This is a genomic window from Bradyrhizobium iriomotense (assembly GCF_018130765.1).
Lineage (GTDB): Bacteria > Pseudomonadota > Alphaproteobacteria > Rhizobiales > Xanthobacteraceae > Bradyrhizobium > Bradyrhizobium iriomotense_A.
The window spans coordinates 123,824-137,900 of record NZ_JAFCJZ010000005.1; the positions used below are offsets into that span (position 1 = coordinate 123,824).

The following is a 14,077-nucleotide window of genomic DNA, read 5'->3' on the forward strand; positions in this document are numbered from 1 at the left end:
ATCCGTTTGAATTCTTTTTGAATTCTTGTCGTTCGTCCCGTCGTCCGCCCCTCGGCGGATGCGGCCTCTCGTGACGCGGGCATACCCCGCACCGTCCATCATCCCGGCTGCACGCCACCTACCTTTCCGATGAAGTTGCCGGCGACGCTGAGCGAGCCGTCAGCAAGCGCCAGCGGCAGCGCTGCGAGCCGCCGCGGTGCCGGCCCGAACACGACCTGCGCGCCCGCGCGAGGATCGTATTCGGAGTTGTGGCACATGCACTTGAACACCTCCTTGTCGCCGACATCGCTCTTCACCCAGGCGGTCACGGGACAACCGGCATGCGAGCAGATCGCCGAATAGGCGAGGATGCCATCGACGGCGCGCTCGCGGGTCTTGTCGTCGAGCTCGGCGGGATCGAGGCGGATGATCAGGATCTCGTTGAGCCGGGATGCACTGCGCACGACCGACGTTTTGGGGTCCTTCGGCCAGGCATGCACCGGCGGCCCGCCGGCCGCGAGGGCGGCCAAGGTGACAGGCTTGCCTTCCTGATCGCCTTCAGAGAAGACGAGCACGTCGCCCTTTTGCGGCCGCTCGTCGGAGCCGGGCGCATCCTCGCCGGCGCGCGCCTCTGTGGAACAGCCGAGGCATGCGGTGGTGGCGAGTGCACCGAGCAGCAGCGTTCGCCGCGTCTGCTCCGTGCCCGCATCAACTTCGGGTTCCGCAACACTCTCGAAGGGTGAAGATGTGGTGTTGAACGATGCGCGAGCCATGCCCGCTAGCAGGCGCTGGAACTCTGCCGAAAACAAGGCGAAGACTTGGCGCCGCAGTGCATCAATATGGCTTTGCTCGCGTTGATTGAACGAGCGTGAACGCATTCGAGCGCGTTTTCGCGAATTCTACATCGCATTGCGCGAACAGCATGATGATTTTGCAGATCAGACCGATGATGCAGGAATTGGTGCAACGCGCCATCACGCGAAGCGAGCTGCACGTTTCTCAGGCAGGCATTCTGTATTTCATCACCTGAGCACGTGACGCGGTGAAGCGATGCGACCCGCAACAGTTGCCGACGCCATCTCAAAACTGTCGGCAATGCGCCGCGCCTTGTCGATGAAGAGCGCGGCCGCCGCAGGCGGACACACGTCGCGTGCGGTCTGTTCGAACAGATCGAGCCAGCGATCGAAATGCCCGCCGATCAGGTTCAGCGGCAGATGCGCCCGCATCGGCGAGCCATGATAGCGGCCGCTCATCAGCACCACCGACGACCAGAAATCCCTGAGTTTGGCGAGGTGCTCGTCCCAATTCTGCACGATCGCGAAGACCGGCCCCAGCAGCGCGTCCTCGCGCACGCGTCCATAGAAGCGGGTGACGAGTTCTCCAATCATCTCCTCGGTGATCCCGGTGCGCTCGATCGCGTCCTGGGTCAAGAGGTTCCGTCGCGCGGCCGCAGCTTCCCGCTCGGCCTTCAGTCGATCAGACATGTCCTATGTGATCCGTTCCGTTGTTCCCGCGAGGCCGCCCATTCGACATTGTCGGGCCAATCGCTACGTCCGTCTTTGTCGCAGCGCAAATTGCGGGATCTGGCGGCGGACGCTGAACGCCCGCCGCCGACGCCTTGATCAAGCGTTGTAAGTATAAAAACCCTGCCCGGTCTTGCGGCCGAGATGGCCGGCATCGACCATTTCTTTCAGCAGCGGCGCCGGCCGATATTTAGGATCGTTGAAGCCTTTGTAAAAGACCTCCATCACCGACAGCATGGTATCGAGCCCGACGAGATCAGCGAGCGCCAGCGGCCCGATCGGGTGATTGCAGCCGAGCTTCATGCCGGCGTCGATCTCCTCGGCCGTCGCGATGCCTTCCTGGAGCGCGAAGATCGCCTCGTTGATCATCGGGCAGAGGATGCGGTTGACGGCGAAGCCCGGGCTGTTCTTGGCGGTGATTGCCACCTTGCCGACGCGCTGGGCGAAATCGAGCGCCTTGGCGTGGGTGTCGTCGGAGGTCTGCAGACCGCGGATGAGTTCGAGCAGCGCCATCACCGGCACCGGGTTGAAGAAATGCATGCCGATGAAACGGTCGGGACGATCGGTTGCGGCTGCGAGCTTGGTGATCGAGATCGACGACGTGTTGGTCGCAACCAGCGTGCGCGGCGACAGCGTCGCGCAGAGGTCCTTCAGGATCTTGACCTTGAGCTCCTCGTTCTCGGTGGCGGCCTCGATGACGAGGTCGCAATCCGACAGCTTCGCCCGGTCGGTCGTGCCGGTGATCCGCTTGAGCGTCGCCTCGCGGTCGGCCGCCGACATCTTCTCCTTCTTGACCAGACGCTCGAGGCTGCCGCCAACGGTCGACAGGCCGCGGTTCACCGCCGCATCGGAGATGTCGACCATCACGACCGAAAGCCCGGCCGCCGCGCAGATCTGCGCGATGCCATTCCCCATGGTCCCTGCCCCGATGATGCCAACGCTCTGGATCATTGCCTCATATCCTTCATCCTTGCGGGGCCAGCCGGCTACCGGCCCGGCCCCATTGTTCCTGCATCAGGGTCTAGCACCGCCAAGGGACGCCCGCGACCTGATCCTGCCCCTTCCTTAAAGCATCCATGGGGGGAATAAAGTCGTTCGTCCGCGGCGAAAAGGCATGATTTGGGACCTTTGCGGCCTGTTTGGCCCGGGTTCGCCGGACGGCGGCCGGCTATGGCGCCGGCCCTCATCTCACCCGAGCCGGAGCACCTTGCCCGGATTCATGATGTTGTCGGGGTCGAGCGCCCGCTTGATCGTGCGCATGATGTCGAGCTCGGTCCTGGAGCGATAGTGCTGGAGCTCGTCGAGCTTCTCGATGCCGATGCCGTGCTCGGCCGAGATCGAGCCGCCCATGGACGTGATGAGGTCGTTGACGGCCCGCGTGATCGCCGGGGAGTACTGGCCGAGCGTGGCGCGATCCATGCCCTTCGGACCCATGAAGGAGAAGTGCACATTGCCGTCTCCGATGTGGCCGAGGGGATAGGGGCGGATCGTCGGCAGGATGTCGAGCGCGGACTTCAGGCCCTTGTCGATGAATTCGGGAATCCGGGAGATCGCGACCGACACGTCGTAGCTCAAACCGGGCCCCTCGGCGCGCGAGGCCTCGGCCACGCTCTCGCGGATGCGCCACATGTTGCGCGACTGCGCCTCCGTTTGCGCGATCACCGCATCGAGCAAGCGGCCCGCTTCGAGCTGATCAGCCAGGAACTGCTCCATCCTGTCCGACATGCCTGCACCGCCGTCCTGCCGCGGGCGGGCCGACGACCATTCGAGCAGGAGATACCAATCGGTTTCCGCCTTGAGAGGATCCTGGGTGCCGGGAATGTGCCGCAGCACCATGTCGGTGCATGCGCGGCTCATCAGTTCGCAGGAGCCGACATTGTCGTCGGAGGCCGCATGCGCCTCCGACAGGAGCTCGATCGCAGCGCTGGGATCGCGGATCGCGAGCCACGCCGTGCAGACGTCCCTCGGCGCAGGCCAGAGCTTCAGCACCGCCTTGGTGATGATGCCGAGCGTGCCTTCGGCGCCGATGAACAGATGCTTGAGGTCGTAGCCGGTGTTGTCCTTCTTGAGCGCCCGCAGCCCGTCCCAGATATCGCCGTTCGCCAGGACGACCTCGAGACCCAGCACCAGATTGCGCGCATTGCCGTAGCGCAGCACCTGCACGCCGCCGGCATTGGTGGAGAGATTACCCCCAATCATGCACGAGCCCTGCGCACCCAGGCTGAGCGGAAAGAAGCGGTCATGGCGCGCGGCCGTATCTTGAAGCGTCTGGAGGATGCAGCCTGCCTCCACGGTCATGGTGTAGCCGACAGGATCGACATGCAGCACGTGGTTCATGCGGCCGAGCGAGAGCAGGATGCCGCGGTGCGCAGGCCACGGCGTGGCGCCGCCCATCAGGCCGGTGTTGCCGCCTTGTGGCACGATGGCAATGCCGTTGTCGTGGCAGAGCTTGACGACCGCGGAGACCTCCGCGGTGCTGGCCGGTCGCACGACCGCTGCAGCCTGCCCGGTGAGCTCGCCGCGCCAGTCGGTCACGAACGGCCGCTTGTCGTGCTCGTCCAGGATCAGGCCCTTGTCGCCCACGATGGCCTGCAAGCGGTCGAGAACGGCTGCCGTCACGGGCGCGGTCGGAATGGAGGGAGCGGTGACAAGGGCTGCACCCGGCATGTGTTCCTCTCTTTGCGGCTCTTCTGCGCAGCCTTGTGGCGCGCCGGCCTTCTTTGTTGTTTTCAGGTCTTGCGTTTGTACGATGAGGCTAGCATGAAGGCCGCGCCCGGGGGAACGTCGCCGGCCATGAGGCCCGTGCGGATCTGCCCAGGGATGCTGAAGGCGGATGCGCTTCCGCCGAGGCCCCGCATGCCCTACTGTGCCGGATCAACCCGGATTGGAGATCATGAGCCGCTTCTGGAGTCCGGTCGTCCACACGCTTTCGCCCTATGTGCCGGGCGAGCAGCCGAAGCAGGACGGCGTCGTCAAGCTCAACACCAACGAGAATCCCTATCCGCCCTCGCCGCGCGTGCTGGCAGCGATCGCATCGGCTGCAGAGCGGCTGCGTCTCTATCCCGACCCGCACGCCACGCGCCTGCGCGAGGCGATCGCGGCCTATCATAACGTTGCGCCCGAGCAGGTGTTCGTCGGCAACGGGTCGGACGAGGTTCTGGCCCACACCTTCCAGGCGCTTCTGAAGCACGATGCGCCGCTTCTGTTTCCTGATGTCACCTACAGCTTCTACCCGGTCTATTGCCGCCTCTATGGCATTGCGCATGAGGAAGTGCCGCTCGATGCCGCGATGAGGATCGAGACCGCCGGCTACAGGCGACCGTCGAGCGCCATCCTGCTCTGCAATTCCAATGCGCCCACCGGCATTGCCCTTCCGCGCGAGGCGGTCGCCGCACTGCTCGCGGAAAATCCGGACCGGCTGGTGGTGGTGGACGAGGCCTATGTCGATTTCGGCGCCGAGAGCGCCGTCCCGCTCGTTGCGCGCCACGACAATCTGCTCGTCGTCCAGACCTTCTCGAAGTCGCGCTCGCTCGCGGGCCTCAGGGTCGGCTTTGCCATCGGCCAGCGGCCACTGATCGAGGCGCTGGAACGGGTGAAGGACAGCTTCAACTCCTATCCCGTCGATTGCCTCGCCATCGCCGGCGCCGTCGCCGCGATCGAGGATGAGGCATGGTTCCTCGAAGCCCGCGCTCGTATCATCGAGAGCCGCGACGTGCTGACGCGCGATCTCGCGCAACTCGGCTTCGAGGTGCTGCCCTCGCTTGCGAACTTCGTGTTCGCACGTCATCGGAGCCGGAGCGGCGCCGACCTCGCGGCCGCACTTCGCCAGCGCGGCGTGCTGGTCCGGCATTTCAAGAAGCCGCGCATCGAGGACTTCCTGCGCATCACTGTCGGAACGGATGAGCAGTGCGGCCGGCTGATCGACGAGCTGCGCGGGCTGATCTAATTCAGCGAATGCGGCGGCCGCCGCTTGAACACAATGGAATTTGCAGGGACCAGTCCGTGACGCGCCTTTGCCGCCTCGACATCGAAGCCCCGAAGGTACGCGCTCGAACATCAAAGTTCGGGCGCGGATGAACGATTTCGCGCGATCCATCGGCGCCGCCTTCACGCTGATCGGCGAAGCCGATTCCGAGCTGCTGGGCATCGTCGCATTGTCGGTGCGCGTCAGCCTGACCGCCAGCCTGGTCGCGCTGGTGATCGGCGCACCGTTTGGCGCCTTGCTCGCGATCACCCGTTTCCGCGGACGGCAGGTCATCATCGTGCTGACCAATGCGCTGCTCGGCCTGCCGCCGGTCGTGGTCGGGCTCGCGCTCTATCTCTTGCTGTCGCGGTCCGGCCCACTCGGGGCGGCCGGCCTGCTGTTCACACCCACCGCCATGGTGATCGCGCAGACGCTGCTCGCCACCCCGATCGTGGTGGCGCTGGTGCATCGACCGGCGAGCCTGCTCTGGGCGGAGTATGGCGATCTGGCGCGGATCGACGGTCTGTCCGCCCTCCGCAGCATGGCGCTCCTGCTGGCGCTGGGACGAACCTCGCTGCTGACCGCCTTTCTCGCGGCGTTCGGGCGCGCTATCGCCGAGGTCGGCGCCATCATCATCGTCGGCGGCAATATCCGCGGCTTCACGCGGACCATGACGACCGCGATCGCGCTGGAGACCAGCAAGGGCGACCTGCCGCTGGCGCTCGGCCTCGGGCTGATCCTGCTCGCACTCAGCGTGGCGGTGTCGACCGTCGCCTTTCTGCTAGTCGGCCGCGTTGGGGAAAAATAGCTGCTCGCCGCCGACCTTGTAGCCGGCAATCGCCTGCTGTCCTTTCGGGGACACCAGCCAGTCGACGAAGGCCTGCCCGTCCTGTGCCTTCACGTTCGCATGCTTGGCCGGGTTGACCAGCATGACGCCGTATTGGTTGAAGAGCCGCTTGTCGCCCTCGGTGAGCACGGCCAGCTCGCCGCGATTCCTGAACGACAGCCAAGTGCCGCGATCCGACAGCAGATAGGCATTCGAGGACGAGGCCATGTTCAGTGCCGGCCCCATGCCCTGGCCGATCTCGCGATACCAGCTGTCCTTGCCGGCACTGAGGTCGACACCCGCCTCCTTCCATAACCTCAGCTCGGCTGCGTGCGTACCGGACTTGTCGCCGCGCGAAATGAACGGCGCCTTTGCCGCCGCGATCCTGCGCAGCGCATCGGTGACGTCCTTGCTGCCGGAAATCTGCGCCGGATCGCTTTTCGGGCCGATGATGACGAAGTCGTTGTACATCACGTCAAACCGCTTCACGCCCTGCCCTTCCGACATGAACTTGTCTTCGGCAGGCCTGTCATGAACGAACACCACGTCGGCATCGCCGCGCCGCCCGATGTCCAGCGCCTGACCGGTGCCGACGGCAACGACCTTCACGTCGATGCCCTCGGCCTTCGAGAACAGCGGCAGCAGATGACCGAACAAACCCGACTGTTCGGTCGACGTCGTTGAAGCCACCGTGATGGTGCGATTCTGCGCGAATGCGATGGTGGACCAGAGCAGGACTGCTCCGATGGCGACTATCCTTTTCATGCCTCGTCCTCACAGCAGATGCCCGGGAGTTCCAAGCTAACCTTGAGTGTGCACCACAGGGAACCCCCACATTCGGCGCAACTCACATTGTTGCGGCGCGCCACGCCCAGGAAGTAACCGCGATATCGTGGGAGGGACGGATGTCCCCTCCCACGGGAAGGCAAGTCCGATCAGCCGGATCGCGTCGCGCTGGGATTCGAATCGAGACGCTAGCCAGCGACGCGCACATGTTCTGCAATTGGTCCCACCTGCATTGACATCGGTGTGACGGCCGGGGCAGTTTTTCACATTGCTGACGAATCAGCGATTGCCTCACGCCGAGTACCTCTTGGACAACTCCCAGTGCTTTCGAGACTGATATCGTTGCTGCACCGCATTCCTGCGGTGAAATGGGCGTTGACCCGGCTTCGGCCCTCGCCGCACGGCGGCGGCATCGACGCCACCACGATTGCCGCAGACAACTCGCCTGCTCTCGTCGTCGATGACGCGGAAACCGCGCCGGCTCCGAACGTCAGCATCAGCGCCGATCTACTGCCCAGTGACACAGCCACCACGGTCGCCGCGGACGAAGCCGCGACCTCTGTCGTCGTGGAGAGCCCGTCGGCAGCGCCGGCTGATGTGAGCGACACCGACGATTCATTCCGGGAGACGCCGACAGAAGCCGAGACGGTCGTTGTGGCCGAGGCTGCGATCTCGCCGGTCGACGTCGCGCCCGAACCGACCAGTATTCCCGAGCTCATCATCGACAACGCCCCGCCGGCGGAAGCTTCCGCTGACGTTGCGCCCGACGAGACCGAGCAAGCCGCGGGCGTATCTGTCGACGCCGCGCCTGAACCGATCGACGCCGAGCCCATTGCCATCAGCAGCGACCCATCTCCCGAGCTTCCGGCCGGCATCGAGCCTGTCGTCGCGGAGGAGACCGAGGTCGTGTCTGTCGATGTCGCGGTCGCGCCGGTTGACGCCCTCGATCTCGTCGTCAACGACGATCACTCCCCTGGCATTCCCGCTGATGTCGAGCCCGCCGTCGCAGACGCGCTCTGCGTCGCGCTTGCCGGCAGCGAAGTCGCGGTGGAGGACGTCTCCGAGAGCTGCATCGACAGCGCGCCGACCTCCAGCGTCGCGATCGAGATCGAGCCGATTCCCGCGAACGATCCTGCGCCGGCCGTCGTCGCAGTCGCCATTGAGAGCTCTTCGGACGACACGCCCGGCGTCGCCACGGACATCGCGCCGGAGCAGGACCTGGCGCCTCCTGCGCCAAAAGTCCGCAGCACACCGAAAGTTCGCGCCAAGCCCACGGAACCGGCTGATCGCGCCGCGCTGATCCGGCAGCGCTGGACCGAGACCGGCATCAGGATGTGGAATCCGCGGCTTCACGGCACCGGCGATGCCGCGCTGAACATCCAGGGCAGCATCGAGCTGCTGCCGCCCGCGCTCGGCGAGACCATGCCGCGCTACGACAAGCTGGAATTCAGGATGCTCGGCGGACAGATCGTGTGCGAGGGCGTCATCGTCGAGGCGCCCGTGCAGGCGGGCCATCGCAGCTTCACCCGGCTCGCCGAGCCGCGAGTTCCGGACCGGGGTCGTGAACCCGTGCGGGAACGTCAGGCCGCCCTCGCCTGATCCTTTTCCCTGCGAACAATGCTCGCCATATGCTAGGCTGACGCCCCGGATATGGGAGATCGCATGCCCACGACATCGTTGCGATTGATCGTCATCGCGGCCCTCTGCTTCTCGCAAGGAGCCTTTGCAGCGTCCAGCAAACGGCCGCGTCACGTGCCGCCAACGGCGCATGCCGCCGATGCCACAGCGAGCTACAAAGCCGACCGGCTCTCGTCCTCCCGTGGCGAGACGATCCTCAACACGCCGGGCCAGACCACGGTGCTGACGCGAGAAGTCCTCGACGACATGAAGGCGACAAGCCTGCGGGACGCCATGCGCTCGACCGCCGGCGTGACGATCGGGCGATAGGCTTCCGCTCCGCTTTCAGCAGACGCGTCGATATTCCCGAGACGCGTCGATATTCCCGCACGGCCCATGAATTTTTGCGGACACAAGACGGTTGCCCTCAACGCCAGCCACGACGTAACTTGCGCACCGCCCGGGCCACGACCTCTGCGCCCGACCAAAACGACAAGAACACTGTGGGAGGCAAACTATGAGAAGACTCGCGGCCGCGCTGTGTGCACTGGCCCTGCTCTCGACTGGCGCGCAGGCGCAGACCATCAAGGATTTCCTGGCAATCGCCATGAAGAAATGGACGGCGCCGTTCGAGCCGTTCCAGCTCATCGGCAACATCTACTATGTCGGCACCGACGGCATTGCCGTCTACGTCATCAAGACCTCGCAGGGCCTGATCCTGATGGATACGGCGATGCCGCAATCGACCGGCATGATCAAGAACAACATCGCCAAGCTCGGCTTTGAGGTCGCCGACATCAAGATCATCCTCAACTCGCACGCGCATCTCGACCACACCGGCGGCTTCGCCGAGATCAAGAAGGAGACCGGCGCACAGCTCATCGCCGGCGAGCGCGACAAATCACTACTGGAGGGCGGCTATTATCCGGGCGACGAGAAGAACGAGGATCTTACCTTCCCCCCGGTGAAGGTCGACCGCACCGTCAAGGAAGGCGACAAGGTCACGCTCGGCGACACCACGCTGACGGCGCATGCAACGCCCGGCCATTCGCCGGGCTGCACCAGCTGGGAGATGACCGTCAAGGACGGCAAGGAGGACCGCGAGGTGCTGTTCTTCTGTAGCGGCACGGTGGCGCTGAACCGCCTGGTCGGCCAGCCGACCTATCCCGGCATCGTCGACGACTACCGCGCGACCTACGACAAAGTGAAGGCGATGAAGATCGACGTGCTGCTCGGACCGCATCCGGAAGTCTATGGAATGCAGGCCAAGCGTGCGGAGATGAAGGACGGCGCACCGAACCCGTTCGTCAAGCCGGGCGAGCTCGCGACCTATGCGACCGGCCTGTCGCAGGAGTTCGACAAGCAACTCGCCAAGCAGACCGCGGCGCTGGAGAAGAAATAGCGCCATCAGGAGCTGCCCGCCTCTCCCCGACGAGGGAGAGGTGCGGCAACACGACGTGCCGGCGCGCATGGTTAGCAAAGTGTAGCCAAGGCTCTACAGCGCTTTGTAGTTGATACGGCTCGCTTCCCCGGCCTCATATCGTTAATGCGGCCTCACCAATGCACGCGACCGGAACTGATGCAGTCGCGCGCAACCTACGCTGGCTTTTCCGCATGGAACCCGTCTAACGCGCCCTTTACCCCCGCCGTGCAAGATCGCCCGCGTTTTGAAGGGATCCGGGGCGCGTATTGCAATGCCTGTCGTCGATTTGAAGTCTCACCTTGCCGCCGCGATGCGGCTGTTTCGCGTGCCGGCCGACAACCCGGACCTGACCCGCGCGCAGTTCGACGCCTTCTCCAAGCAGATCCCGCTGCTCTATTTCATCCTCATGAGCAACACGATCGCCGTCGCCTACACCTTTGTGAACGTGGCGCCCGACTGGCTGACGATGATCGTGCCGAGCGTGCTCACCGTGCTGGCGGCTCTGCGTACCTTCTGGTGGCTGCGCCAGCGTCATCTCGTGCGCAGCGATGCCGACATCCTGCGCAATCTGCGCGCCACCAACTGGATGACCCTGCCGATCGGCGCGGGCTTCACCGCCTGGTCCTTCGCGCTCTTCCCTTACGGCGATCCTTTCGCCAAGAGCCAGGTCGCCTTCTACATGGCCGTCACCGTGATCGGCTGCATCTTCTCGCTGATGCATCTGCGCTCCGCGGCGCTGATCGTGACGCTGGTCGTCGACGTGCCCTATGTGCTGTTCTTCTGGGCCACCGGCGAGCCGACGCTGAAGGCGATTGCGGTCAATAATTTGCTGGTGTCCGGCGCGATGGTAACGGTGCTGGTCATCTACTATCGCGACTTCGCCGACCTCGTCGCCAGCCGCAAGTCGCTGCTGGCGCAGCAGGCGGCAACGCAAGCGCTCTCGGACGAGAATTTCCGCCTCGCCAATCTCGATTCCCTCACCGAGCTGCCGAACCGCCGCCGCTTCTTCGCCGAGCTATCGAGTGCCTTCACGGATGCCGCGCGCAGGAACGTTCGCGTCGCGGTCGGAATCATCGATCTCGACGGCTTCAAGCCGATCAACGACAATTACGGTCACTCGGTCGGCGACCGCGTGCTGATCGAGGCCGGACGGCGCATCCGCGAGGTCTGCGAGGGTTTTGGTCCGCAGCGGGTCGAATTCGCCCGGCTCGGCGGCGACGAGTTCGGCCTCGTCGTGTGCGGCGACCCCGATGATGCGGATCTGCTCCGGCTCGGCCAGCGCATCGGCGACCAGGTCAAGCTCCCCTACCAGCTCGACACCGCCCATACGGGGCTGTCCTGCTCGATCGGTTTTGCGTTGTTCCCGCAATCGGCAACGACGGCCGAGGCACTCTACGAATGCGCCGATTATTCGCTCTATCACGCCAAGCGCCATCTGCGCGGCCGCACCGTGATCTTCTCGAGCGAGCTCGAGGCCGAGATCCGCAGCCGCGGCGTGATCGAGAACCTGCTGCGCACCGCCGATTTCAGTACCGAGATGGACCTGGTGTTCCAGCCGATCGTGGACGCCATGAGCGAGCACACTGCGGGCTTCGAGGTTCTGGCGCGCTGGCACAGCTCCCGCCTCGGCCTGGTTTCGCCCGCCGACTTCATTCCGGCCGCAGAGCGCATTGGCCTGATCCGGCCGCTGACGCAGGCGCTGCTGGTTCGCGCGCTCGCGACGGCGAAGACCTGGCCCGACGACATCCGCCTGTCGTTCAACCTCTCCGCCCACGACGTCTGCGCGGCCGAGGGCATCCTGCCGCTGATCACCATCGTCGAGAAGAGCGGGCTGCCGCCGCACCGGATCGATTTCGAGATCACCGAGACCGCCGTCACGTTCGACTTCGTGCGCGCGCAGCAGTCGATCGCGACGCTGAAGGCCATGGGCTGCGGCATTTCGCTGGACGATTTCGGCACCGGCTATTCCTCGCTGAGCCACGTGCACCGCCTCCCGCTCGACAAGCTCAAGATCGACCGCAGCTTCGTTGCCGACATCAACGACAATCCGGTGAGCCACAAGATCATCAAGTCGCTCACGGGTCTGTGCGACGACATGGAGATCGCCTGCGTCGTCGAGGGCGTCGAGACGCGCGCTCAGCTCGATACTCTGCGCCGCCTGGGCTGCGACTTCATCCAGGGCTATTATTTCGCAAAGCCCATGCCGGGCGACGCGATCGGCGACTACCTCGCGGAGGAAGGCCAGCGCCTCGGCGGCGCCGGAGCCAAGGACGTGGCCTGAGGCGTGGCTACTCCGCCAGGCTCGGCAGATCGAGCCCCTTCTCACGGGCGCAGTCGATCGCGATGTCGTAACCCGCATCCGCATGGCGCATGACGCCGGAGGCCGGATCGTTCCAGAGCACCCGCTCGATGCGCTTGGCGGCCTCAGGCGTGCCGTCAGCGACAATCACCATGCCGGCATGCTGCGAATAGCCGATGCCGACACCGCCGCCATGGTGCAGCGAGACCCAGGTCGCGCCGCTGGCACAATTGAGCAGCGCGTTGAGCAAGGGCCAGTCCGACACCGCGTCCGAACCGTCCTTCATCGCCTCGGTCTCGCGGTTGGGGCTCGCTACCGAGCCGCTGTCGAGATGATCGCGGCCGATCACGATCGGCGCTTTCAACTCGCCGCGCGCCACCATCTCGTTGAAGGCGAGGCCGAGGCGATGACGATCGCCGAGACCAACCCAGCAGATCCGCGCCGGCAGGCCCTGGAACTTGATGCGCTCCCTCGCCATGTCGAGCCAGTTATGCAGATGCCTGTCATCAGGCATCAGCTCCTTCACCTTGGCGTCGGTCTTGAAAATGTCCTCGGGATCGCCCGACAGCGCGGCCCAGCGGAACGGCCCGACGCCGCGGCAGAACAGCGGGCGGATATAGGCGGGCACGAAGCCGGGGAAATCGAAGGCGTTCTTCAGGCCCATGTCCTGCGCCATCTGGCGGATGTTGTTGCCGTAGTCGAGCGTCGGAATGCCTTGCGCGTGGAAATCCAGCATGGCCTGGACATGCTCGACCATCGACGTCTTCGAGGCGCGCTCGACCGCCTTCGGATCGGAGGCGCGCTTGGCCTCCCATTCGGCGAGCGTCCAGCCTTTCGGCAAGTACCCGTTGATCGGATCATGCGCGCTGGTCTGGTCGGTGACGATGTCGGGCTTGACGCCGCGGCGGACCAGCTCCGGAAAAATCTCCGCGGCATTGCCGAGCAGGCCGACCGAGACCGCCTTCTGCGTCTTTGCCGCGTCCGCCATGATCGCGAGCGCTTCGTCGAGCGTCGCGGCCTGCCGGTCGAGATAGCCGGTGCGCAAGCGCATCTCGATGCGGCTCGGCTGGCATTCGACCGCGAGCATCGAGGCGCCGGCCATGGTCGCCGCCAGCGGCTGCGCCCCGCCCATGCCGCCGAGACCGGCGGTCAAGATCCATTTGCCGGCGAGGCTGCCGCCATAATGGCGACGGCCGACCTCGACGAAGGTCTCGTAGGTGCCCTGCACGATGCCCTGGCTGCCGATGTAGATCCAGGAGCCCGCCGTCATCTGGCCGTACATCATCAGGCCCTGACGATCGAGCTCGTTGAAATGATCGAGCGTCGCCCAGTGCGGCACGATGTTGGAGTTCGCGATCAGCACGCGCGGCGCATCGGCATGGGTGCGGAACACGCCGACCGGCTTGCCGGACTGCACCAGCAGCGTCTGATCGGCTTCGAGCTTGCGCAAGGCGGCCGTGATCCGGTCAAAGCTCTCCCAGTCGCGCGCGGCACGGCCGATGCCGCCATAGACCACGAGCTCGCTCGGACGCTCCGCCACGTCAGGATCGAGATTGTTCATCAGCATGCGCAACGGCGCTTCCGTCAGCCAGCTCTTGGCACTGATGTCGCTGCCGCGTGGCGCGCGGATGGTACGGTCATTGTCCAGTCGGCGGTTCAT

The 14,077-nt window shown here is 65.0% G+C and carries 12 protein-coding genes; 6 read left to right on the forward strand and 6 right to left on the reverse strand.

Annotation, left to right across the window (positions count from 1 at the left end; translation table 11 throughout):
- Positions 1-98: 98 nt before the first annotated feature.
- The 4 genes from JQ635_RS11540 to JQ635_RS11555 form a co-directional block, all read right to left on the reverse strand.
- The gene (locus JQ635_RS11540) at positions 99-752 is read right to left on the reverse strand and encodes a ubiquinol-cytochrome c reductase iron-sulfur subunit (RefSeq protein ID WP_211409981.1); all 654 of its coding nucleotides are present in this window, start codon (positions 750-752) and stop codon (positions 99-101) included.
- Positions 753-1,001: 249 nt separating this feature from the next.
- Entirely contained in the window at positions 1,002-1,463 is a 462-nt protein-coding gene (locus tag JQ635_RS11545; RefSeq protein WP_211409982.1) for a group III truncated hemoglobin, read from the reverse strand.
- 138 nt (positions 1,464-1,601) lie between these two features.
- Positions 1,602-2,453, reverse strand: coding sequence for a 3-hydroxybutyryl-CoA dehydrogenase (locus JQ635_RS11550; protein WP_211409983.1), 852 nt, complete (start codon positions 2,451-2,453; stop codon positions 1,602-1,604).
- A gap of 237 nt (positions 2,454-2,690) precedes the next feature.
- Positions 2,691-4,169, reverse strand: a complete 1,479-nt coding sequence (locus JQ635_RS11555; protein WP_211409984.1) for an FAD-binding oxidoreductase — start codon at positions 4,167-4,169, stop codon at positions 2,691-2,693.
- Between the two features lie 226 nt (positions 4,170-4,395).
- Here JQ635_RS11555 and hisC point away from each other — a divergent pair, with 226 nt between their 5' ends.
- Together hisC and JQ635_RS11565 are read left to right on the forward strand one after the other, a co-directional pair.
- Positions 4,396-5,448: a histidinol-phosphate transaminase gene (gene hisC / locus JQ635_RS11560; RefSeq protein ID WP_211409985.1), complete on the forward strand. Its 1,053-nt coding sequence runs from the start codon at positions 4,396-4,398 to the stop codon at positions 5,446-5,448.
- A 127-nt stretch (positions 5,449-5,575) separates the two neighbouring features.
- Complete coding sequence (locus tag JQ635_RS11565; protein WP_211409986.1) at positions 5,576-6,274, forward strand: ABC transporter permease; 699 nt, start codon at positions 5,576-5,578, stop codon at positions 6,272-6,274.
- Here the strand turns inward: JQ635_RS11565 and JQ635_RS11570 are convergent.
- Positions 6,248-7,057: a substrate-binding domain-containing protein gene (locus JQ635_RS11570; RefSeq protein WP_211409987.1), complete on the reverse strand. Its 810-nt coding sequence runs from the start codon at positions 7,055-7,057 to the stop codon at positions 6,248-6,250. The two genes, JQ635_RS11565 and JQ635_RS11570, sit on opposite strands and share 27 nt — an antisense overlap.
- A gap of 363 nt (positions 7,058-7,420) precedes the next feature.
- On the opposite strand from JQ635_RS11570, the gene JQ635_RS11575 reads away from it, so the two are divergent.
- From JQ635_RS11575 to JQ635_RS11590, 4 genes are all read left to right on the forward strand, one after another.
- The gene (locus JQ635_RS11575; protein ID WP_211409988.1) at positions 7,421-8,677 is read left to right on the forward strand and encodes a hypothetical protein; all 1,257 of its coding nucleotides are present in this window, start codon (positions 7,421-7,423) and stop codon (positions 8,675-8,677) included.
- A 63-nt stretch (positions 8,678-8,740) separates the two neighbouring features.
- The gene (locus tag JQ635_RS11580; RefSeq protein WP_211409989.1) at positions 8,741-9,025 is read left to right on the forward strand and encodes a TonB-dependent receptor plug domain-containing protein; all 285 of its coding nucleotides are present in this window, start codon (positions 8,741-8,743) and stop codon (positions 9,023-9,025) included.
- 187 nt (positions 9,026-9,212) lie between these two features.
- The gene (gene blaBJP / locus JQ635_RS11585) at positions 9,213-10,097 is read left to right on the forward strand and encodes a BJP family subclass B3 metallo-beta-lactamase (protein ID WP_211409990.1); all 885 of its coding nucleotides are present in this window, start codon (positions 9,213-9,215) and stop codon (positions 10,095-10,097) included.
- A 292-nt stretch (positions 10,098-10,389) separates the two neighbouring features.
- On the forward strand, positions 10,390-12,399 hold the full coding sequence (locus JQ635_RS11590; RefSeq protein ID WP_211409991.1) for a putative bifunctional diguanylate cyclase/phosphodiesterase: 2,010 nt from the start codon (positions 10,390-10,392) through the stop codon (positions 12,397-12,399).
- Positions 12,400-12,406: 7 nt separating this feature from the next.
- Here JQ635_RS11590 and hutU read toward each other — a convergent pair whose 3' ends face one another.
- Complete coding sequence (hutU, locus tag JQ635_RS11595; RefSeq protein WP_211409992.1) at positions 12,407-14,077, reverse strand: urocanate hydratase; 1,671 nt, start codon at positions 14,075-14,077, stop codon at positions 12,407-12,409.

Bases quoted from the DNA above. Each gene is read 5' to 3' on its own strand.
- JQ635_RS11580 (WP_211409989.1), top strand. From the start codon at position 8,741: ATGCCCACGACATCGTTGCGATTGATCGTCATCGCGGCCCTCTGCTTC.
- JQ635_RS11540 (WP_211409981.1), bottom strand. From the start codon at position 752: ATGGCTCGCGCATCGTTCAACACCACATCTTCACCCTTCGAGAGTGTT.
- JQ635_RS11555 (WP_211409984.1), bottom strand. From the start codon at position 4,169: ATGCCGGGTGCAGCCCTTGTCACCGCTCCCTCCATTCCGACCGCGCCC.
- JQ635_RS11590 (WP_211409991.1), top strand. From the start codon at position 10,390: ATGCCTGTCGTCGATTTGAAGTCTCACCTTGCCGCCGCGATGCGGCTG.
- hisC (WP_211409985.1), top strand. From the start codon at position 4,396: ATGAGCCGCTTCTGGAGTCCGGTCGTCCACACGCTTTCGCCCTATGTG.
- JQ635_RS11545 (WP_211409982.1), bottom strand. From the start codon at position 1,463: ATGTCTGATCGACTGAAGGCCGAGCGGGAAGCTGCGGCCGCGCGACGG.
- JQ635_RS11565 (WP_211409986.1), top strand. From the start codon at position 5,576: ATGAACGATTTCGCGCGATCCATCGGCGCCGCCTTCACGCTGATCGGC.
- blaBJP (WP_211409990.1), top strand. From the start codon at position 9,213: ATGAGAAGACTCGCGGCCGCGCTGTGTGCACTGGCCCTGCTCTCGACT.
- hutU (WP_211409992.1), bottom strand. From the start codon at position 14,077: ATGAACCGCCGACTGGACAATGACCGTACCATCCGCGCGCCACGCGGC.
- JQ635_RS11570 (WP_211409987.1), bottom strand. From the start codon at position 7,057: ATGAAAAGGATAGTCGCCATCGGAGCAGTCCTGCTCTGGTCCACCATC.
- JQ635_RS11550 (WP_211409983.1), bottom strand. From the start codon at position 2,453: ATGATCCAGAGCGTTGGCATCATCGGGGCAGGGACCATGGGGAATGGC.